The 19541-nt window shown below is 72.2% G+C and carries 19 protein-coding genes; 8 read left to right on the top strand and 11 right to left on the bottom strand.

The genetic code is table 11. From position 1 onward, the window contains the following. The first annotated feature begins 228 nt into the window (after positions 1-228). Genes RNC47_RS09880 through RNC47_RS09870 form a run of 3 tightly spaced genes read left to right on the top strand, consistent with a single transcriptional unit; the run spans position 229 to position 4317 of the window. Complete coding sequence (locus RNC47_RS09880; protein WP_311597438.1) at positions 229-1401, top strand: ABC transporter substrate-binding protein; 1173 nt, start codon at positions 229-231, stop codon at positions 1399-1401. 50 nt (positions 1402-1451) lie between these two features. After that, a complete protein-coding gene (locus RNC47_RS09875) occupies positions 1452-3227 on the top strand; it encodes an ABC transporter permease (RefSeq protein ID WP_311597436.1) in 1776 nt (591 codons plus the stop codon). Next, entirely contained in the window at positions 3220-4317 is a 1098-nt protein-coding gene (locus RNC47_RS09870) for an ABC transporter ATP-binding protein (protein WP_311597434.1), read from the top strand. The genes RNC47_RS09875 and RNC47_RS09870 overlap by 8 nt, the downstream gene beginning before the upstream one ends. 538 nt (positions 4318-4855) lie before the next feature. Here RNC47_RS09870 and RNC47_RS09865 read toward each other — a convergent pair. From RNC47_RS09865 to RNC47_RS09850, 4 genes are all read right to left on the bottom strand, one after another. Further along, positions 4856-5572 carry a FadR/GntR family transcriptional regulator gene (locus tag RNC47_RS09865; protein WP_311597433.1) on the bottom strand — a complete coding sequence of 239 codons (717 nt, stop codon included), beginning with the start codon at positions 5570-5572 and terminating at the stop codon, positions 4856-4858. Positions 5573-5625: 53 nt separating this feature from the next. Beyond that, positions 5626-8301, bottom strand: a complete 2676-nt coding sequence (acnA, locus tag RNC47_RS09860; protein ID WP_311597432.1) for an aconitate hydratase AcnA — start codon at positions 8299-8301, stop codon at positions 5626-5628. 76 nt (positions 8302-8377) lie between these two features. Continuing rightward, complete coding sequence (locus RNC47_RS09855; RefSeq protein ID WP_311597431.1) at positions 8378-9244, bottom strand: GntR family transcriptional regulator; 867 nt, start codon at positions 9242-9244, stop codon at positions 8378-8380. Between the two features lie 97 nt (positions 9245-9341). After that, complete coding sequence (locus RNC47_RS09850) at positions 9342-10301, bottom strand: GlxA family transcriptional regulator (RefSeq protein ID WP_311597430.1); 960 nt, start codon at positions 10299-10301, stop codon at positions 9342-9344. A gap of 69 nt (positions 10302-10370) precedes the next feature. Here RNC47_RS09850 and RNC47_RS09845 point away from each other — a divergent pair, with 69 nt between their 5' ends. Continuing rightward, positions 10371-11330 (top strand): NADP-dependent oxidoreductase, encoded by a 960-nt coding sequence (locus RNC47_RS09845; protein ID WP_311597429.1) that lies wholly within the window; start codon positions 10371-10373, stop codon positions 11328-11330. A gap of 471 nt (positions 11331-11801) precedes the next feature. On the opposite strand, the gene RNC47_RS09840 is transcribed toward RNC47_RS09845, so the two are convergent. Further along, positions 11802-12446 (bottom strand): DoxX family protein, encoded by a 645-nt coding sequence (locus tag RNC47_RS09840; protein WP_311597428.1) that lies wholly within the window; start codon positions 12444-12446, stop codon positions 11802-11804. A 251-nt stretch (positions 12447-12697) separates the two neighbouring features. Further along, positions 12698-13792 carry an RNA polymerase sigma factor SigJ gene (gene sigJ, locus RNC47_RS09835; RefSeq protein WP_311597427.1) on the bottom strand — a complete coding sequence of 365 codons (1095 nt, stop codon included), beginning with the start codon at positions 13790-13792 and terminating at the stop codon, positions 12698-12700. Positions 13793-13962: 170 nt separating this feature from the next. Between sigJ and RNC47_RS09830 the strand changes: the two genes are divergently transcribed. Then, positions 13963-14379 (top strand): VOC family protein, encoded by a 417-nt coding sequence (locus RNC47_RS09830; RefSeq protein WP_311597425.1) that lies wholly within the window; start codon positions 13963-13965, stop codon positions 14377-14379. Positions 14380-14424: 45 nt separating this feature from the next. Here RNC47_RS09830 and RNC47_RS09825 read toward each other — a convergent pair whose 3' ends face one another. Continuing rightward, positions 14425-15195 carry an SDR family oxidoreductase gene (locus RNC47_RS09825; protein WP_311597490.1) on the bottom strand — a complete coding sequence of 257 codons (771 nt, stop codon included), beginning with the start codon at positions 15193-15195 and terminating at the stop codon, positions 14425-14427. 59 nt (positions 15196-15254) lie between these two features. On the opposite strand from RNC47_RS09825, the gene RNC47_RS09820 reads away from it, so the two are divergent. Further along, positions 15255-15635, top strand: a complete 381-nt coding sequence (locus RNC47_RS09820) for a MerR family transcriptional regulator (RefSeq protein ID WP_311597421.1) — start codon at positions 15255-15257, stop codon at positions 15633-15635. 82 nt (positions 15636-15717) lie between these two features. On the opposite strand, the gene RNC47_RS09815 is transcribed toward RNC47_RS09820, so the two are convergent. Genes RNC47_RS09815 through RNC47_RS09805 form a run of 3 tightly spaced genes read right to left on the bottom strand, consistent with a single transcriptional unit; the run spans position 15718 to position 16903 of the window. Continuing rightward, positions 15718-15918, bottom strand: coding sequence for a DUF397 domain-containing protein (locus RNC47_RS09815; protein WP_311597419.1), 201 nt, complete (start codon positions 15916-15918; stop codon positions 15718-15720). 2 nt (positions 15919-15920) lie between these two features. Further along, positions 15921-16121, bottom strand: a complete 201-nt coding sequence (locus tag RNC47_RS09810; protein WP_311597417.1) for a DUF397 domain-containing protein — start codon at positions 16119-16121, stop codon at positions 15921-15923. Positions 16122-16126: 5 nt separating this feature from the next. Further along, positions 16127-16903 carry a helix-turn-helix domain-containing protein gene (locus RNC47_RS09805; RefSeq protein WP_311597416.1) on the bottom strand — a complete coding sequence of 259 codons (777 nt, stop codon included), beginning with the start codon at positions 16901-16903 and terminating at the stop codon, positions 16127-16129. Between the two features lie 307 nt (positions 16904-17210). On the opposite strand from RNC47_RS09805, the gene RNC47_RS09800 reads away from it, so the two are divergent. Continuing rightward, complete coding sequence (locus RNC47_RS09800) at positions 17211-17426, top strand: hypothetical protein (RefSeq protein WP_311597414.1); 216 nt, start codon at positions 17211-17213, stop codon at positions 17424-17426. Positions 17427-17619: 193 nt separating this feature from the next. Next, a complete protein-coding gene (locus RNC47_RS09795) occupies positions 17620-18327 on the top strand; it encodes an SDR family oxidoreductase (RefSeq protein WP_311597412.1) in 708 nt (235 codons plus the stop codon). A 101-nt stretch (positions 18328-18428) separates the two neighbouring features. On the opposite strand, the gene RNC47_RS09790 is transcribed toward RNC47_RS09795, so the two are convergent. Continuing rightward, positions 18429-19385 carry a MarR family transcriptional regulator gene (locus RNC47_RS09790; RefSeq protein ID WP_311597410.1) on the bottom strand — a complete coding sequence of 319 codons (957 nt, stop codon included), beginning with the start codon at positions 19383-19385 and terminating at the stop codon, positions 18429-18431. Positions 19386-19541 lie beyond the last annotated feature (156 nt).

Below are 19541 nucleotides of genomic sequence, written 5' to 3'. Positions count from 1 at the left end.
GGCGGGTCCTCACTTCCATGGTGGGGTGCGAGCATGCCCCGGAAACCCCCACGCATGTCAACCGGTAAACCAGATACGAGAGCCACATCCCCGAACCGAAACCCGTGAAACATCCCCATACCCGGCATCGCGCGCCGAAGTCATGCCGTTCAGACGGTTGACAGGTTGACCGGTTGGCATCCATGTTCGTCGCTGACACGCCGTCGTGCCAGATAGGGAAAGAGCCCCATGTTTCGCATTCGTCCCGGCTCAGGCCCCCGACCCGCCCCCGCTCGCGGCCCCTCGCGCCGCGCCGTCCTCCGTGGCGCCACCGCGGCCGGCGCGCTGGTGGCCGCCGGCGGCGCGCTCGGCGGCTGCTCGGGCCCCGACGCCGACGCCGCCGCCCGGCCCGTCCCCGGCTACTACCCGACCGACTACGCCACGCTGGTCGACGGCTCACGCCGGGAGCTGAAGCTGGTCATCTACTCCCAGACCTCGCAGACCGTCTGGCAGCCGATCTTCGACGCGTTCGCCGACCGCTACCCCTGGCTCACCGACGTCCGGGCGACCAACCTCGGCAACTCGGCCGTCTACGAGCGCTACTACAGCGAGGCGGCGATCGGCACCTCACCGGCCGACCTGCTGGTCTCCAACGGCCCCGGCAACTGGGCCGACTACGCCACCCGCGGGCTCGCCGCCGACTACGTCTCGCCCGAGAAGAGCCGGCTGCCGGAGTTCGCGGAGCTCCTGCCCGGGGTCTGGGCGTTCTCCGTCGACCCGGTCGTCATCCTCTACAACCGGCGGACGCTGGACGAGGCGCGCCGCCCCCGCGGGCTCGCGCACCTGGGCGAGCTCTGCGAGGCCGAACCCGCCAGGTTCCGCGGCAAGATCGGCGCCTACGACCCGTCCAACGCCTTCGGCTACGCCACCAACCACGGCTACACCGGGAGCGTCCCCGGCGGCTGGGAGAACATGGCCCGGGTGCTGCCCTTCGCCAGGGCCGAGCACTCCTCGGGGACCCTGGTCGAGAAGGTCGTGTCGGGCGAGTACGACGCCTCCATCAACATCAGCGGCGCCACCGCCGTCTCCGCCGCCAAGCGCAGCGGCGGGCTGCTCGGCTGGACGTACTGCGAGGAGGGCACCGTCCTGGTGCCCCGCGCCGCCTCGATCGTCTCGACCGCGCCGCACCCGAACGCGGCCCGGCTCTTCCTCGACTTCCTGCTCTCCGCCGACGGACAGGCGGCGGCCGCGGCCGGCGTCCTGACGCCCTACCGGCCGGACGTCGAGCAGTCGGACGTCGACAGCCTCCAGGACGTGCGGCGCCTGCTGGGCGCGGACCGCGTGCACATCCACCCCTACGACCCGGTGGACGAGGCGGACCAGGAGTCCTACCTCCACCGCTGGGAGCAGGCCATGGGCTGACGCCCCCTCCGCCGCACCACGAACCGCCCCCGACACACCACGGAGAGCCCATGGCCATCCAGACCAGCCCGGCGCCCCCCGACGCCCCGCCCGGGCCGCCGCGCGCGGGAGAGCTCGGCGTCCCCGGCTACCGCCGCTTCCTCGGCGCCGGCCGCGAGGTCCTCATCCACTACCTGACGTTCCTGGTCACCGTCGCGCTGGTGCTCGCGCCGGTGCTGCCGATCCTGGCCCAGTCGGTGCGCGACCAGCCGCTGTACGCCGCCGGCGGGGTGTTCACGCTGGAGAACTACGGGCGGCTCTTCACCGAGGCCGGCTTCGGCGGGATCATCCTCGACACGCTGCTCTTCGCCCTGCTGACCACCGTCTTCGCGCTGGCCATCGCGGTGCCGATGGCGATCCTGCTGACCCGCACCCGCTTCCCCGGCGCCCGGCTCGTCGAGCAGCTCGTCCGCTGGCCGATCTACATCTCGCCGCTGGTCCTGGCCTTCGGCTGGATCGTGGTCTACGGCCCGGCCGGCTTCGTCAGCACCGCGCTGCGCGCCTACGGCGGCTTCGTGCCCTGGGACCTGTACACGCTGCACGGCATGGCGTTCGTCGAGGCGGTGGCACAGGTGCCGGTGGCGTTCCTGTTCTGCGCCAACGCGCTGGCCTCCTCCGACACCTCGCTGGAGAGCGCCGCCCGCACGGTGGGCGCGGGCCCGGCGCGGATCCTGCGCTCGATCGTGGTGCCGATGCTGCGGCCGCCCATGCTCTACGCGGGGCTGCTGATCTTCGGCACCGCCGTGGAGACGCTGTCCGTGCCGCTGATCCTGGGCGAGCCGGCCGGCATCACGCTGTTCTCCAGCTTCCTCTACGACGAGGGCATCAACTCCATCAACCCGGACTACGGGCTGCTGGGCGCCGCCTCGACCCTGATCCTGCTGGCCACCATCGGCCTCGTGGTGCTCCAGACCCGGCTGCTCGCCCAGGCGCAGCGCTTCGTGTCGGTGCGCGGCAAGGCCAACCGCTCCCAGCTGCTCGACCTCGGCCGCTGGCGCTGGCTCGGCTTCGCGTTCGTCGGCGCCTACCTGGCCTTCGGCGTGCTGCTGCCGATGATCGCCCTGATCCTGCGGGCGTTCACCACGCTGCTCACGCCGCTGGTGAACCCGCTCTCGCTGCTGACGCTCGACAACTTCGAGCTGATCTTCTCCTACCGCCCCTACACCGAGTCCATCGTCAACAGCATCACGGTGGCGCTGATCGGCTCGGTCGCCGTGACCGTCGTCGGCACCTGCGTGGTGCTGGTCGCCAGGCGCTCCGACTTCCGCTTCGCCCGGCTGCTGGAGACGGCCGCGCTGGCCCCGCACGCCATCCCGGGGCTGATCATCGGCATCGGCTTCTTCTGGGCCTTCGCCTGGGCGCCCGGCGGGGACCTGGTGCGCGGCACGCTGCTGGCGCTGATCATCGCCTTCGGCGTCCGGGCGCTGCCCTCCGCCTTCGGCGCCGTCTCCCCCTCGGTCCTGCAGATCGGCCGGGAGCTGGACAACGCGGCCCGGGTCGCGGGCGCCGACTGGTGGCGGACCGTCTCGCGGGTCCTGCTCCGGCTGCTGGTGCCGGCGATGCTGGCGTCGTTCCTGCTGATCTGGACGCAGATGATCCGCGAGTACGCGCCGGCCATGTTCCTGGCCGGCACCGAGTCCCAGGTGATCGGCACCACCGCCATCGACCTGTGGACGCAGGGCGAGACCGGCTCGGTCGCCGCGCTCGCCACCATCCAGATCGCCGTCACCGCCGTCGTCGCCGGCCTGGCCGGCATCCTGCTGAAGGGAAGGCGCACCCATGCCTGAGCTGGTCGTCGAGAACCTCGTCAAGTCCTTCGGCGGCAACGCCGTGTTGGAGGACATCACCTTCACCGTCGCCGACGGCGAGTTCTTCACCCTCCTCGGGCCGAGCGGCTGCGGCAAGTCCACGACCCTGTCGTGCGTGGCCGGCCTGGAGAACCCGGACGCCGGCACCATCCGGGTCGGCGACCGGGTCTTCTTCGACGGCCGCTCCCGCACCGTGCCGCCCGAGGAACGCAACCTGGGCCTGGTCTTCCAGTCGTACGCGCTGTGGCCGCACATGACGATCGCCGACAACCTGGCGCTGCCGCTGAAGCTGCGCAAGGTGCCGAAGGACCGGCGGCGCGAGCTGATCGACGACGCGCTGGCGAAGGTCGACATGCTGCCGCTGCGCGACCGCTACCCGCACCAGCTCTCCGGCGGGCAGCAGCAGCGGGTGGCGCTGGCCCGCGGCATCGTCTACTCCCCCGGCGTGCTGCTGCTCGACGAGCCGCTCTCCAACCTCGACGCGAAGCTGCGCGACCAGGCCCGCTCCTGGCTGAAGACGCTGCAGCGCGAGGTCGGCATCACCACGGTCTATGTGACGCACGACCAGGTCGAGGCGATGTCGCTCTCGGACCGCGTCGCCGTCTTCATGGACGGACGGATGCGGCAGGTCGGCACGCCGGCCGAGATCTACGAGTCGCCGGCCACCCCGGAGGTCGCCGGGTTCATCGGCCGCTGCAACCTGCTGGCCGGCCGCGTCGACCCGGACCCGGGCGACGGCACGACGGTACGCGTCGAACTCACCGGCAGCGGCCAGCACCTGCGCGTCCCGCACACCGCGGGCGCGGGCGCGGCCGCGGGCCGCACGGCGACGGTCGGCCTGCGGTCCGAACGCATCACCCTGGCGGAACACATCGACGACGCCCCGTCCGGCGTCAACGTGCTGCGCGCCTACATCACCCAACGCTCGTACACCGGCGCCCGCTTCGAGTACGAACTCACCCTCGGCGACCTGACCCTCCAGGCGGAGAGCGCGATCTCCTACGACGCCCGCGAAATCAACCTGCTGATCCGCCCGGAAGACTGCCACCTCTACCTGACAACGGCCTGACGCCTTGGCGGCGGCCCCGAGCCGGCGTACTGAGGACGAGCCGGGCCGACGCCTTGGCGGCGAGCCAGGCGGACGCCCGGCGGCGAGCCGGTACCTCGGTGGCGGGACAGGTAGACACCTGACGGCGCGACAGCGCCTCGGCGGCGGGTCGGCGCCTCGGCGGGCACAAGCGAACACCTGAGGGCGCGACAGCGGTTGGCGGCGGGCCCGAGCCGGCGCCATGGGCCGGGTCGAAGTCCACGCCTGGCGGCGGGACAGGCGGACGCCCCGCGGCGCGCCAGCGCCTTGGCGGCGAGCCGGGCGGACGCCCCGCGGCGAGCCGGCGCCTCGGCGGCGGACCGGGCGGACGCCCCGCGGCGAGCCAGCGCCTCGGCAGCGGACCGGCGCCTCGGCAGCGAACCGGGCGAGTGCCTCGCGACGGGCCGAGCGAACACTGACGGCCGGCCTGGGCGAACGCCTCGCGGCGGGCTCAGCCGGCGTCTCGCAGCCGGCCGATGGGCCGATGCGTCCGAGGAGACCGGCCAAACCGCCGGAGGCGTTACGCGTCGCCGGCGGCCAGCGCGGCGCGCAGCCGTTCCGTCGCGCCCGCCATGTGGTCGGCCATGGCCTGCCGCGCCGCGGCCTCGTCGGCTCGTTCGATGGCCTCGAAGATCGGGACGTGGTCGTCGTAGGCGACGCGGCGGCTGCGGGTCGGCACGGTGCGGTGGATCCAGCCGCGCTGGATCATGGCCCGGATTCCCTTGAGCATGTCGCGCAGCACCACGTTGCCGCAGACGTCGGCGATGGCCGCGTGGAACGCGGTGTCGGCCTCCGCGAACTCCGCGTCGGGCGCGTCCCGCATCGCGGCGAGCCGCTCCCGCAGCAGCTCGACGCCGGCCTCGTCGCGCTCGGTGGCGGCCAGTCCGGCCACCACCACCTCCAGCTCGGCCCGCGCCCGCAGCAGGTCCTCCGCGCCGCGCTCGCCCAGCACCAACCCGAGCTCGAACAACCGGTACAGCACGTCGGAGTCCGGCCCGCGGAAGTACGTGCCGCTGCTCTGCCGGATCTCCACCAGGCCCAGGAAGCCGAGCGACTTGATGGCCTCCCGCACCGTCGGCCGGTTGACGCCGAGCAGCTCGGTCAACTGGCGCTCGGACGGGATGCGTTCCCCCGGCTGGACCTCGCCGGACATCAGGTAGTCGATCAGGCGCCGCGACACCTCGGAGGCCAGCGGCTCGCGCGGCTCCATCCTGATCTTCGACAGCTCGGTACCCATGCGCCGATCCTACCGGGATCGGACAACCGGTAAACCGGTCGCACCGGCGGGAGTCAGCCGACGGCCTTGCGCACCACGTACGGCAGGATGCCGCCGTGCCGCAGGTACGCCACCTCCTGCCGGGAGTGCAGCCGCAGCCGGAGCGGGATCCGCGTCTCGCCGCCGCCCCGCGGCCGACGCACCCGCAGCACGACGGGGTTGGTGCCGGGCGTCGGCTCGTCGAGGCCGAGCAGGTCGAACTCCTCCTCGCCGGTGAGCCCGTACCGGCCGGCGCCGTCGCCCGGCTCGAACTCGATCGGCAGCACGCCCATGCCGATCAGGTTGGACCGGTGGATCCGCTCGAAGCTCTCCGCGATCACCGCCCGCACGCCGAGCAGGGCCTGCGCCTTGGCCGCCCAGTCGCGGCTCGACCCGGCGCCGTAGTTGCGCCCGGCGAACAGCAGCAGCGGCACGCCGGCCGCCCGGTAGCCGGCGGCCGCCTCGTACACCGGCAGGACCGCGCCGCCGTCGACGGTGCGGGCGTGCCCGCCCCGGCCCCGTTCGCCCTCCGGCAGCAGGAGGTTGGCGACGGCCGCGTTGGTGAACGCGCCGCGCAGCATCACCTCGTGGTTGCTGCGGCGGGTGGCGTACTGGTTGAGGTCGCGCGGCGCCGTGCCCCGCTCGGCCAGCCAGCGGCCGGCCGCGCTGTCCCGGGGGATGGCGCCGGCCGGCGATATGTGGTCGGTGGTGACGTCGTCGCCGAGCCGCAGCAGCGCCCGCGCCGACGCGACGACGGGCGGCCCGGCGGCCTCGCGGGCCAGGCCGGTGAGGTACGGCGGCCGGCGCAGGTAGGTGGAGTCGGGGTCCCAGGCGTGACGGACGCCGTCCCGGCCGGAGAGCCGCCGCCAGTGCTCGGTGCCGTCCCGCAACCGCTCGGTGTTCTCCCGGAACATCTCGGGCCGCACGGACGCCGCCACCACCTCGGCGACCTCCTCGTCGCCGGGCCAGACGTCGGCCAGGAACACCGGCCGGCCGTGCGCGTCGTGGCCCAGCGGCTCGCGGGTCAGGTCCCGCAGGACGCTGCCGGCCAGCGCGTAGGCCACCACCAGCGGCGGCGAGGCCAGGTAGGAGTAGGAGACGCGCGGGTTGACCCGGCCGGCGAAGTTGCGGTTACCGGAGAGCACGGCCACCGGCTCGTGCCCGGCGTCCGCCAGCTCGGCCATCCGGGGTTCGAGCGGCCCCGAGTTGCCGATGCAGGTCATGCAGCCGAACCCCGCCAGGTGGAACCCGACGCTCTCCAGCGCCGCCAGCAGGCCGGCGTCGGCGAGGTACCGCTCGACCACCCGGGACCCGGGCGAGAGCGAGGTCTTCACCCACGGCCTGGGCCGCAGCCCGGCCTCGGCGGCCCGCCTGGCGAGCAGCCCGGCCTGGATCATCAGCGCCGGGTTGGCGGTGTTGGTGCAGCTGGTGATCGACGCGATGGCCACCGGCCCGGCCGGCACCGGCTCCCCGTACACCGGGTCACTGTGCGCCGCCGTCGCCGCCCGGACGCCGGCCACCGCCCGGTCGCCGGCCGCCGCGCGGAAGGAGGCCGGCACGGACGAGAGCGGCACCCGCTGGTGGGGCAGCGAGGGCCCGGCCAGGCTCGGCTCGACGGAGCCCAGGTCGAGGTCGATGACGGCGTCGAACCGCGGCTCGGGCGCGCCCGGCAGCCGCTTCAGCCCCTGCGCGGTGAGGTAGGCGTCGACCAGCTCGCGGTGCCCGGCGTCGCGGCCGCTCAGCCGCAGATAGCGCGCGGTCTCCTCGTCGTAGGGGAAGAACACGCAGGTCGCGCCGTACTCCGGGGCCATGTTGGCGACCGCGGCGCGCTCCGCCCACCCGAGGGTGTCCACGCCGTCCCCGGTGAACTCCACGAAGCGGTCCACGACGCCGGTGGCGCGCAGCAGTTCGGTGAGCGTCAGCGCCAGGTCGGTCGCGCCGACGCCGGGGGCGAGCCGGCCGGTCAGCCGCACCCCCACCACCTCGGGGAAGGGGATGGCCACCGGCTCCCCGACCATGGCGGCCTGCCCCTCCAGGCCGCCGACGCCCCACCCCACCACGCCGAGCGCGTTGATCATCGGGGTGTGGCTGTCCGTGGCCACCAGCAGGTCGGGGTGGAGCAGCGGCGGGCCGCCGTCGGCCGCCTCCGTCGGCCACACGACCCGGGCCAGCGACTCCATGTTGACCTGGTGGATGATCCCGGTGCCGGGCGGCACCACCCGGAAGCCGGTCAGCGCCCGCTCGGCCCAGCGGATGAACGCGTACCGCTCGTGGTTGCGCCGGAAGTCGACCCGCAGGTTGCGCTCCAGCGCGCCGGCGTGACCGTACTCCTCGACGACCACCGAGTGGTCGACGACCAGGTCCACCGGCACGGCCGGCCGCAACCCGGCCGGGTCGCCGCCCAGTTCGGCCACGCTGTCCCGCATGGCGGCGAAGTCGGCCAGCGCCGGCAGGCAGGTGGTGTCGTGCAGCATCACCCGGTTGGGCAGCACCGGCACCTCGCATGGCGGCCCCTCGCCCCGGATCCGCGCCCGCACCGCGGCCAGCGCCTCGGGCGAGCGCCGGGCCACGTTCTCCAGCAGGATCCGCACCGCGTACGGCACGGCCGCCAACTCCTCGGGCGGCAGCAGCCGGTCGAGCGGCACGTAACGGTACGCGCGCCCACTGATGCGCAGGGCGGCGGTGGACGGCGGGGCTGGCACGGCACTCATACCCGTGATTGTACGAGCACGCGCATTCGTACAACAATCCCCACGCGGGAACCCCCTGCCCCGGCCGCGCTCCGGCCTACCCGTCGATCTTGCGCCGCCGCACCCGGTCCAGGTGGTCCCGGAGGAAGTCGGCCGCCTCCGCCAGCCGTCCCCGCTCGACCAGGTCGAGCAGCGCGAGATGCTCCCTGGCCTGCTCGACGAGGCGCGCCACGTCGCCCTGGAGGCGGTACTCGATCAGCCGCCGCAGCCGGTTCTGCCGGCGGACCGCGTCCAGCAGGAAGCTGTTGCCCGAGCCACCGACCAGCGTCTCGTGGAACGCCGCGTTGGTCTCGAACAGCTCGGCCGGCGTCAACGCGCCGGCACCGCCCGCCGCCAGCGCCTCCTGGCGCGCCCGGTGCGCCGCCAACTCCCCGGCGTCCACCGCGAACCCGGGTTCCAGCAGCGCGGCCGGCTCGACGATCATCCGGAACCGGTAGCTCTGGTCGTGCGCTCCCGCCGTGGTCAGCACCGGCTCGAACACCCAGCCCCGGGCCGGGCGGCGCCTGACCAGCCCCTCCCCCTCCATCCGGGACAGCAGCCGCTGCCCCTGCCGCGGGTTGAGCCCGTACCGCCGGCCCAGGTCGGACGCCGTGAACTCGCCGCCGAACGCGCCGCCGAGGTGGTCCCTGGCGAGCGCCAGGTACGCCGCCTCCACCTCGTCCCCCGCGTCCTCGCCCGCGATCCGCGTCAACTCCGCGCCGGCCCGCCGCAGGAAGAACCCCCGGTTCGCCTCCCGCACCAGCACTCCGCGCTCGGCCAGCGCCGCCATCGCCCGCCGAGCGGGCGTCCGCGAGACGCCGAGCCGCTCGGCCACCCACTCCTCGGTGAGGTGCTCGCCCTCGCCGACCCCCGCGTCCCGGAGCACGGCGGCCAGCCGGGTCGCGAGAGGCGCTGGCTTGGTCACGGAAAACCTCGGTGCTGGCGTACGACGACGGGTCCGAACGGAAACGGCGGCCCATTCTGGCACGCCGCCCCCTGGCGGACGCGGTCAGCGCCGGCCGTCAGCGCCGGGCGGTCAGGTCGCCGCGGAAGGTGCGCCGGTAGGCGAGCGGCGAGATGCCGATCGCGGCGTGCAGGTGCTCGCGCAGCGAGGTGCCGCTGGCGAAGCCGACCCGGGCCGCGACGTCGTCCACCGGCAGGTCGGTGGACTCCAGCAGGTCCCGGGCGCGGTCCACCCGCTGCCGGATCAGCCAGCGCCCCGGGCTCGTCCCGACCTCCTCGTTGAAGCGCCGCACGAAGGTGCGCAGACTCATCCGCGCGTGCCCCGCCAGGTCCGCCAACGTCAGCGGCTCGTGCAGGTTCTCCAGGGCCCACCGGCGGGTGGGCGCGGTGCCGTTGGCGACCGGCTCGGGGACCGGCCGTTCGATGAACTGGGCCTGGCCGCCCTCCCGCCACGGCGGCGCGACGCAGATCCGGGCCGCGCGGTTGGCGACGGCGATGCCGTGGTCCCGGCGCACGAGGTGCAGGCAGACGTCCACCCCGGAGGTGGCGCCGGCCGAGGTGAGCACGTCCCCGTCGTCGACGAACAGCACGTCGGGGTCCAGGCGCACCCTCGGGTACCAGGCGCGGAAGAGGTCCGCGAGCGCCCAGTGCGTGGTGGCGGGGCGGCCGTCCAGCAGGCCGGCGCCGGCCAGCACGAAGGCGCCCGTGCATATGGACACGACCCGCGCCCCCGGCGGCAGGCTCGCCAACGCGTCCCGCACCCCGGCGGGCGGCTCCCGGGTGAGCTTCGCGGTGTCGAAGGGCGGCAGCAGAACGGTGTCGGCCGTCCGCAACGCCTCGGGGCCCTGCGGCGGTGAGACGGAGAAGTCGGCGTTGGTGCGGACGGGACCGCCGTCGATCGAGCAGGTCAGGACCTCGTAGCGACCGCCGGCCGCGTCGAAGACCCGGCTGGGGATGCCGAGTTCGAACGGGTACACCCCGTCCAGCGCGAGCACCACGACCCGGTGCGGAGTTCCCATGGCACGATCCCGTCGAAAGATGGCATTCATGCCATGGTACGGCCGCCGCCGGCGTACCAGGCTGGTCCCATGACGAACACGACCGCCACTATGCGAGCCATCAGCCAGGACACCGTGGGCAGCCCCGAGGTACTCAGGGAGGCCGAGCTGCCCAGACCGAAGCCGGGCCCCAGCGAGCTCCTGGTCGCCGTCCGGGCCGCCGGGCTCAACCCCACCGACTGGAAGCACCGTTCGGGCAGCGGTTTCGTCAACCGCCTCCCGCTCGTCCTGGGCTGGGACGTCTCCGGGGTGGTCGAGGCCGTCGGCTACGGCGTGACCCTCTTCAAGCCGGGCGACGAGGTCTTCGGGATGCTGCCCTACCCGTACGGGGTCGGGGCGCACGCCGAGTACGTCACGGGCCCGGCCCGCGCCTTCGCGCCCAAGCCGGCCGCCGTCGACCACGTCCAGGCCGCCGCGCTGCCGCTGGCCGCGCTCACCGCGTACCAGGCCATCGTCGACACGGCCGACGTGACCGCGGGGCAGCGGGTCCTGATCCACGCGGCCGCCGGCGGCGTCGGCCACCTCGCCGTCCAGATCGCCAAGGCGCGCGGCGCCCACGTGATCGGGACCGCGAGCGGCCCCAAGCACGACTTCCTGCGCTCCCTCGGCGCCGACGAGACGATCGACTACCGCACCACCGACTTCCGGGAGGCCGCCGGGGACGTCGACATGGTCCTGGACACGGTCTCCGGCGACACCCGCACCCGCTCCCTCGACGTCCTCCGCCCCGGCGGCGTCCTCGTCTCCCTGCTGCCGAGCCCCGACCCCGAGGCGGAGGCCACGAAGGCCGCCGAGCGGAACGTGCGGGTGGAGACGCTCCTCGTCGAGGCCGACCACGCCGGCATGACCGCCATCGCCGACCTCGTGGAGTCCGGCGCCCTCCGTGCCCACATCGAGGCCACGTTCCCCCTCGCCGAGGCCGCGAAGGCCCACGCGCTGGGCGAGACCAACCGCACCACCGGCAAGATCGTCCTCACCGTCGGCGGCTAGGGTCCGTCCTCCGGCGGTCGGGCCCGGCCCTACCGGCCGCCCGGGCGGCTGGGCCAGCTGTATATGGGGCGTTCCTCCGCCGGGCAGGCGGTGGCGCTCAGGGTGGTGTCGGAACAGCCCGCGCGCCGCGTTCGGCGTCGGCCGGGCCGAGCGACGCGGCGCTGGGCGACGCGGACTACCTCTCCCCTGAGCAGTTGCTCAGCGAGCCGGAGACCACGGCTCGGCGCGGTGCGCCACTTCGCGGCGGTGGGCCGGATCAGCAGCCGGAGCGGCTTCCGGTGCTCCGCCGTCGATGCCCGCCGCCCCACCCCACGCGCCCGTGGTTCCCCCGCCGCCTCCCGGGCCCTCGGCGGCGAAGCCGGCGGTCGGCGGCGACCCGAGTGGCGTCGACAGCCTCTTGCCGCTGCGGGTCGCCGGGGCGGGCCATATGCCTGCCGACCACGTGGTGACACCGGTGTCGGCGAGAGACGGTCACGGCCGCTGTTCGTCGACCCAGCCGCGCTCGACTGCCCACTCGTCCGTGATGTCCTCCGCGGCGGGCAGCGTGAGGAGCGAGACGGCAGACAGGACGACGACGAGCCCGGCCGAAACGGCCCAAGCGCGAGGACGGGTTTCCGGCCGCCCCGTGCTGTCCTGGCCGGCGTCAGCGGAGCGGTCCCGGCGGAGCCGGGTTGCCTGGAGTCGACGGTCGGCCGGCCTCAGCGTCCACGACACGACGGCGAGCACCAGGAACATCAGCGGCGGCCCCCACGACTCAGGACCGTCGCCAAGTGCCAGATGTGACACGACGGCACCTCCCCAAAGGAAAAGGACACCCGCGTACGCCCATTCCTTGATCAGCTGGAACCCGGGCACGGCGATCGCGACGGCCGCACCGAATTGACACACGCCCAGAACGTAGGCGAAGTAGTCCGGGTATCCGAGGTGGTCCAACTGGGCTTCGACCCAGTCGATCGTCAGAAGGTTCCACGCCGATCCGGCGATCAACTCGAAGACGATGACGACGGTGGTGAACCAGAAGGCCATGGGGCGGACCCGGTTCCGGTCGGCTTGTCCCGCGGTGGCCGACTTCTCGCCGGTCGCCCGCTGTCGGCTGATGGTCGATTGAGTTTGCATCTCGGTCTCCTTGCCGAACTGGTTGCTGGTTCGAGAGCGGCGTCGGCTTCAGGTGGGTGCTGAAGGCCCGGGAGTCGACGTGCTCGTACGGAGCGGCCAGGGCGAGGCGGCGTTGGCGCCGCCACACGTGCCACACCTCGTGATCGTGTGCGCGGGCGAGTTCGGTGATCCGGTGGAACCCGTCCTGCCGCGTCCACAGCGGTAATGCCGGTGCTGGAAGGCGCTGGAACACCACGGGAGGCCGGCTCCCGCTACCGGCCGATCCGGCGTGGCACCGTCAGCGTGAGGAGCTTGTCCGGGTTGCGGATGACGTAGATGTTGGTGATCTCGTCGTTGGTGATCTCGATCAGGAACACGCCCTCCAGGTGGTCGCCGCGGTAGGCGACCAGCGCGGGCGCGTTGTTGCAGTTCACCATCTCGATCCGCAGGCCCGGTACTGCTCGTCCCTTGTGGAAGAGGTTCGCGAGGTGCGCCGCCACCAGCTCCGCGCCCACCACCGGCTGGCGTGCCGCAGGGGTTTTGCCGCCGCCGTCGGCTGTGAAGGTGGCATCTTTCGCGAGCAGCGCGAGCAGCCCCTGCATGTCACCCGTGGTGGCCGCGGTCATGAACTGATCGGTGATCCGTGCGGTCGTCGCGGTGTCGGCGGGTTCGAAGCGCCTGCGCCGCGCCTGCACGTGCTTGCGGGCACGGTGCGCCGCCTGCCGTACCGTCGCCACGGGTTTGCCCACCGCGGCAGCGATGTCGCTGTGGGAGAAGCCGAACACCTCGTACAGCACGAACACCACACGCTCGTCGGGTGTGAGCGTTTCAAGCACCACCAGCATCGCCATGGACACGGACTCGGCCAGCACCACGTCGGCCGCCGCGTCGTTCTCGTCGAGCAGCACGGGCTCGGGCAGCCACGGACCGACGTAGTCCTCGCGCCGACGCGCGCTCGCCCGCAACGCGTTGAGAGCCTGGCGGGTCACCAGCCGCGCCAGATACGACTTGGTGTCTCGCACCGTCGCGAGGTCCACGTCGGCCCACCGCAGATAGCTGTCCTGCAGCACGTCGTCGGACTCCGTTGCCGAGCCGAGCATCTCGTAGGCGATCGTGAACAGCAGTGGCCGCAGCAGGGTGAACCGCTCGGCGTGCTCGTCGGTGGTCATGGCGACGTGACTCCCCCCGGTGCGGATAGCCGGCCGCTCGTGACGGGGGCCGCCGGTGTGGACGTTCACCGGGTCGTCGTCCCTGCCGGCGAGTTGGCGGACGGCGCTGTGCGTGGCACTGTCGACGACCAGCCGGACCTCCTCGCCGAGCAGCGTGCCGTAGTCGACCTTGTTGCTTGGTGGGCTGTGTTCCGTCATGCCTCCAAGACACCGAGGCCGGCCGAAACGTGACACCGATCGATGTGACACGAGGCACATCACCCCGAAGACCGGTGCTGCGGGCTCTGGTGGAGGACGACCGGTGACGATCGCCTGCGGCTGTGAGGCTCTGGGTAGGCTGAGCCCCCGTTCACACCGTTTGGGGAGTCATGACGAGTAGGTTCACCGAGTTGGTTGTCGACTGCCACGATCCGGAACGCCTCGCGGCCTTCTGGTGCGCGGTCCTGGACTTCAGGGTGATCGACCGGAGCGAGGGCAAGGTCGAGATCGGCTCGTGGGAGCCGACCGTGGAGGAGGTCCGGGCCCGCCAGATGCCGCCCACCCTGGTGTTCATCCGGGTGCCGGAGGGCAAGGCCGTGAAGAACCGGCTCCACCTCGACGTCAGCCCGATCGACGGCAGCACCGACGACGAGGTGAGCAGGCTGCTCGACCTCGGCGCGACGAGGGTGGACGTGGGCCGGCACCCCGGCCAGACGTGGGTCGTCATGGCCGACCCCGAGGGCAACGAGTTCGACGTCCTCCGCTCCCTGGCGCCGGCCAACCAAGCGATCGATCCCGAGGGTTAGCGGTCAGCACGGCCGGTGGTCGGGCGCTCGCCGGAGGACGGTCCGTCAGTGCCCGATGCCCTGGCCGAACCCGCCGTCCACGGGCAGTTCCAGGCCGGTGGTGAAGGTGGCCTCGACGGCCAGGTACAGCGCGGCGGCGGCGACTTCCTCCACGGTGCCGCCGCGCCCCATGGGCGTGGACGCGTTGCCTTGTTCGATGAACTCGGAACGCTGCTCTTCGGTCAGTTCGGCGACTCCCATCGTGGGTGTGAGGATGAACCCGGGTGCGATCGAGTTGACGCGGATATCGCGGGGAAGCAACTCCGCCGCGAGCACCTTGGCGAAGGCGGCGACTGCCTCCTTGGCCCCGGAGTAGGCGCTCAGCCCCGGGAAGATCTGGTCGTTGGAGACGGTGGTGAACACGATGGAGCCGCCCTCGGACACCAGAGGCGCCAGCCGCTGCACGGTGAAGAAGGAGCCCTTGGCGTTGACATCGAAGATGCGGTCCCACGAATCCTCGGTGACCTCTTCGAGAGTCTGGAACTCGGCGACGCCCTGGTTCACGAACAGGTAGTCGATGCTGCCGAGGATGTCGGCGACCTGGTCGCCGAGGGCGTCGATGGCGGCCATGTCGGTGGCGTCGGACCGTATCGGGTGGGCCAGCGGGGTGTCGAGCGCCGCTTGAGCCTCGGCCAGTCGGTTTTCGCTACGTCCGGTGTAGATGACCTCGGCACCACGGTCGGTCAGGGCTCGGACAACGGCCTGCCCCATCCCGATGGTGCCACCGGTGACGACGGCCTTCTTTCCTGCCAGGTCTTTGCTGTGCCTCGTTGTCATGGCGGTTACGCTAAAGCTTGACGTTGACGTGAGAGTCAAACTTCTATGGCGGGGGTCACATGTTCATCGGAGAGCTGTCACGCCGCACCGGCGTCAGCCCCAGAGGGCTGCGGTACTACGAGGAACAGGGCCTGCTACAGCCGGAACGCCGGGCCAGCGGCTATCGCGAGTTCGCCGACTCCGACGTGGCGACGGTGCGTCGGATTCGGGTCCTGCTGACGGCAGGGCTGAACACCGAACTGATCCGGGAGATGCTGCCCTGCGTGGCCGACGAGGGGGCCATACTGGCCCCGACCTGCGAGGAGATGACAGAGGACCTGCGGCGCGAACGCGAGCGCCTCGGCCGCTCCATCGAACAACTCCGGGCCGCCCACGCCATGCTCGACTCGATCATCCACGTGGGCGAATCGGCCACCGCCCGGTCCGGGTGTGACGCATAGGGGCGCGCGGGACCGACCCGGTAGTAGTTCACGACCAGGACGGCGTGACGACGGCGACGGCGACCAACGCACGGCCGAGCGTTCAGCCCTTCACGGACACCAGGAAGGCCGCCCACGCACCGGCCGGAACGACAAGCGCCGGACCGGCCACGGCCTTGCTGTCCCGCACGGGCACGACGCTCGGCAGGCCGTCGGCGACCTCCACGCAGTTGTTGGCTCCCCCGTCGCTGTAGCTGGACTTGCGCCAGGTGACACCGCTCAGATCAGGGCTAGGGAGTCGCATCGTCACCCCTTCACGGCCGCGACAAATGCCGCCCATGCGCCCGCCGGAACGACAAGCACGGGACCGGCCACGGCCTTGCTGTCCCGCACGGGCACCACGCTCGGCAGGCCGTCGGCGACCTCGACGCAGTTGTTGGCTCCCCCGTTGCTGTAGCTGGACTTGCGCCAGGTGAGACCGCTCAGGTCGGGGCTGGGGGATCGCATCGTCTCTAGCCGTCCTTCATCAGGTCGCGGATGAACTCCAAGGAGTCCTTCGGGGATAGTGCGAGTGCGCTGACCTCATCGTAGGAGAGTCTGTACTGTTCCACCTCCTCCGGTTCCTCGATCATCTCCCCGGAACTGCTGCCCTCCGAGTAGACGGCACAGGTGCCGTCCGGGAGCCACATGATGGTCAGGGAGCCGCCAAGCAAGTAGTGCAACCCCGTCTCGAACGGCAGCACCTGAATCGTCACGTTCGGCAGCTCGGCGTCGTCGAGCAGGCGCTGCAACTGCCGCTTCCAGGCGTCCCGGTCCCTCAGCGGCCGGCTGAAGACAGCCTCATCGAGCACCGCCCGCAGATGCGGGGCCGAATTGTCACGGCGCAGTATCCGCTGTCGGTTCAAGCGCAGGACCAGTTGCTCTTCAAAGCCATCTGCCTCGTCCGCGCGGTGCGGCATGGACCATAGCTGCTCCCTCGCGTACTCCTCGGTCTGCAGCAGCCCGGGAATGGTCTGCGGCACATACACCTGGAGGACCCGCGCCAGGTTCTCCAGCGCCATGTATCGCTGATACCGCCCCAGGTACGCGTCGTCCTTGGCCAGCGACCACAGGTTCTGAAGGCTGCGCCGCGTCCCGTAGACCTCGTCGAGCCGCTTGGCCGTGTCCAGATCGCCGAGCCGTTCCCCACGCTCCAACTTGCCGAGGTACGACCGGTCGTACGTCGTCGCCTCCGACAGGTCGCCCAGCGACATGCCGGACTCCTCGCGGAGCTGCAGCAGCTCCTCCATGTATTTCCGCCTGGCCGGTGCCACCTGCTCCGGCTCGGACTTGCGTGGCGCCATCGGCCGCCCCTTCCCGAATGCGCGTTTGTGGCCGGTCTGAGAGGCCACAGCTCCGCTCTGGCCAGCGGCCTACCCACGCGGCAAACCTTGTAGTCACGCGACTACAGAGAGAACGCATGTCCATGCAGCCCCAACCGCCTGCCCCGCCGGTCCGTTGCCCCCACCCCGGTTTCCTCCGGGACATGAAACCGTCCCCCGAGGGCCTGCGGTGCCCCGCCTGCGACGCGCTGATCTACGGCCGGACGGTCGTCAGGTGAACGTCCCCAAGGCCGAGTGGGCCACCGAACTCCCCTTCCCCCGAGGCGCTCTGGTCGAGGACGCGCACGGCCGCCGAGGACGACTGATGGCGAGCCTGATCGAGCGCGACCGCACCACCGACCGGATCGTCCGTCGGACCGCGTTCCTCCGCCCCATCGGCGGCGGCCACGAGTGGCAGGCGCCGCTCGACGAACTCAGGGCCGTCGACTGACCGGTTGAACTCCGACGCCCGTATCCAGAACCGCAGTTGGGGGGGACGCCATCCACTGGGTGTCCGGGATGGGAAGATCACGCGGTGGAAGTCCTCCACCGACCCGCCCCAGATCATCCGGGCGTTCCGGAGAAGGCTACCGGCTGAGCCGGCCCGCGGGTGAGCTGTCCGCCGACTCTTTCAGGAGGCTGTGTTGTCAGGTGCGCACGAGCCGGTGGCGGTCGTCACCGGGGCCAACCGGGGCATTGGGCTGGAGGTCGTCCGCCAGCTGGCGGAACGCGGCTTCACGGCCGTGCTGGGCTCGCGTGACGCGGTGAAGGGCGAGGCCGCCGCCGTGTCGTTGGCCGAGGCCGGGCTGAGCGTGGTCACCCACCAACTCGACGTGGCCGACAGTAAGTCCGTCACCGCGTTCGCACAGTGGCTGACCGCCGAGTACGGGCGCTGCGACGTGCTGGTCAACAACGCCGCGATTCTCTACGACACGTGGCAACGGCCGGCCAGCGCCGATCTGGACGTGGTGCGCCAGGCGCTGGAGACCAACACCCTCGGCGCCTGGCGCACGGCGCAGGCCCTGGTGCCCCTGCTGCGCCGCAGCCCGCATCCGCGCGTCGTCAACGTATCCAGCGGTGGGGGTTCGCTGGCCGGCATGGGCGCCGGTACTCCGGCGTACTCGGTGTCCAAGGCCGCGCTGAACGCCACGACCCGCCTGCTGGCGGCCGACCTCAAGCGCGACCGGATCCTGGTCAACGCCGTCTGCCCGGGCTGGGTGGCCACCGACATGGGGGGTGCCGGGGGGCGGCCGGTGAGCGAGGGCGCCCGCAGCGTCCTGTGGGCCGTGGAACTGCCCGACAAAGGGCCCACCGGCGGTTTCTACCGCGACGGGCGACCGCTGGACTGGTAGCGCGCGCCACGGTCGCACGTTCGGACCTCGCGGGGGGAGTTCACCGCCGGCGCTGTCTCGACGGCCCTGTTTCAGCTACCGCGTGGCACGTGATGGCTCTGTCAGTCGAGCCGACCGAGCGCCGCGCGCTGCGCCGGGCTCAGCCGGTCCGGTCGGGTGGTGAGGGTGTACGTGTGGTCCGCGCCCACCCGCAGGGTCAGCGGGTCGGCGATGGCCGGTCGGCGTCGGATGGCGTCGAGCGCGGCGGTGACCCGGGCGGCGGGCCAGTCGAGCGCGCCGGCCAGCGCGCGCACGCTGAGCGGTCGGCCGGCGTGCACGAGGGCGGCGAGCACGGTGAGCGCGTCGTGCGCGCCGGCCTCCGCCAGCGCGCTGCCGGCCATCTGTTCGCTGAGCTCGGCGAAGAACCGGCCCATCGCGCCGAGTCGGGCGCCGGCGGGCGAGTCGGCGCCGAAGATCGCGACGCCCCGCCGCGCCGCGTCCGCGACGTGGCCGTGTGCGCCGGTGTCGGTCCCCCACGCCCGGAGCCAGACGTCCTCGTCGATCACGTACCGGTCGCGGCGGGTGCCGGGGTCCGGTTGGCGGACGACCAGGTCCATGGCTTCGAGCGAGCCGATGGACTTGGACACCGACGCCGGGCTGACCCGTAGCCGGCGGACCAGGTCGGCGGCCGTCAGGCCGTCTTCGTCAGCGGTGAGCAGACAGACGAACACCCGGGCCGTCATCCGGGGCATGCCCGTCGCGGCCAGCACGGTGGCGAACTGGTCGACGAAGCCGCGCACCGCCTCGGCCGGCCGCTCGCCGGTCGTCGGCTCGACCGGTCGCGCCGACCCGCTTCGGCGCGCGCGGTGGTCGGCGGCCCGCTGCGCGCGGGCGGCCCGGTAGTCACCGGGGGTCCCGTTGCGCGCGACCTCGCGGCTGATCGTGGAGGTCGGCCGGCCGAGGTGTCGACCGATCTCGGCATAGCCGAGCCCGTCGGCCAGCCAGGCCGCGATCCGCTGACGGTCCTCGTGGGTCAGCCTGCCGCCCGGCACCGGCGCCCCCTCCCTCCTTGTCTTCATCGACAGTACATTGCAACGAGCTATCCGAGGTAATTGCGTTTTGCCACAAGCTTGTTGCAACGATTCTGGAGCTGACCTGGCATTTCGTGCCGCCGGAGTTGACCCAACAAAAAACGCAACTTAGCTTTTCCGCAACTCGAAAGAGAGGAAGGCGCC

The organism is Streptomyces millisiae (genome assembly GCF_031845425.1).
In the GTDB taxonomy this organism is placed as follows: domain Bacteria; phylum Actinomycetota; class Actinomycetes; order Streptomycetales; family Streptomycetaceae; genus Streptomyces; species Streptomyces millisiae.
Note: the sequence above shows the minus strand (reverse complement) of the source record. Positions and strands in the feature narration are given on the sequence as shown.

Bases quoted from the DNA above. Each gene is read 5' to 3' on its own strand.
- RNC47_RS09880 (WP_311597438.1), top strand. From the start codon at position 229: ATGTTTCGCATTCGTCCCGGCTCAGGCCCCCGACCCGCCCCCGCTCGC.
- RNC47_RS09875 (WP_311597436.1), top strand. From the start codon at position 1,452: ATGGCCATCCAGACCAGCCCGGCGCCCCCCGACGCCCCGCCCGGGCCG.
- RNC47_RS09870 (WP_311597434.1), top strand. From the start codon at position 3,220: ATGCCTGAGCTGGTCGTCGAGAACCTCGTCAAGTCCTTCGGCGGCAAC.
- RNC47_RS09865 (WP_311597433.1), bottom strand. From the start codon at position 5,572: ATGGGTACCGAGCTGTCGAAGATCAGGATGGAGCCGCGCGAGCCGCTG.
- acnA (WP_311597432.1), bottom strand. From the start codon at position 8,301: ATGAGTGCCGTGCCAGCCCCGCCGTCCACCGCCGCCCTGCGCATCAGT.
- RNC47_RS09850 (WP_311597430.1), bottom strand. From the start codon at position 10,301: ATGGGAACTCCGCACCGGGTCGTGGTGCTCGCGCTGGACGGGGTGTAC.
- RNC47_RS09845 (WP_311597429.1), top strand. From the start codon at position 10,371: ATGACGAACACGACCGCCACTATGCGAGCCATCAGCCAGGACACCGTG.
- RNC47_RS09840 (WP_311597428.1), bottom strand. From the start codon at position 12,446: ATGCAAACTCAATCGACCATCAGCCGACAGCGGGCGACCGGCGAGAAG.
- sigJ (WP_311597427.1), bottom strand. From the start codon at position 13,792: ATGACGGAACACAGCCCACCAAGCAACAAGGTCGACTACGGCACGCTG.
- RNC47_RS09830 (WP_311597425.1), top strand. From the start codon at position 13,963: ATGACGAGTAGGTTCACCGAGTTGGTTGTCGACTGCCACGATCCGGAA.
- RNC47_RS09825 (WP_311597490.1), bottom strand. From the start codon at position 15,195: ATGACAACGAGGCACAGCAAAGACCTGGCAGGAAAGAAGGCCGTCGTC.
- RNC47_RS09820 (WP_311597421.1), top strand. From the start codon at position 15,255: ATGTTCATCGGAGAGCTGTCACGCCGCACCGGCGTCAGCCCCAGAGGG.
- RNC47_RS09815 (WP_311597419.1), bottom strand. From the start codon at position 15,918: ATGCGACTCCCTAGCCCTGATCTGAGCGGTGTCACCTGGCGCAAGTCC.
- RNC47_RS09810 (WP_311597417.1), bottom strand. From the start codon at position 16,121: ATGCGATCCCCCAGCCCCGACCTGAGCGGTCTCACCTGGCGCAAGTCC.
- RNC47_RS09805 (WP_311597416.1), bottom strand. From the start codon at position 16,903: ATGGAGGAGCTGCTGCAGCTCCGCGAGGAGTCCGGCATGTCGCTGGGC.
- RNC47_RS09790 (WP_311597410.1), bottom strand. From the start codon at position 19,385: ATGAAGACAAGGAGGGAGGGGGCGCCGGTGCCGGGCGGCAGGCTGACC.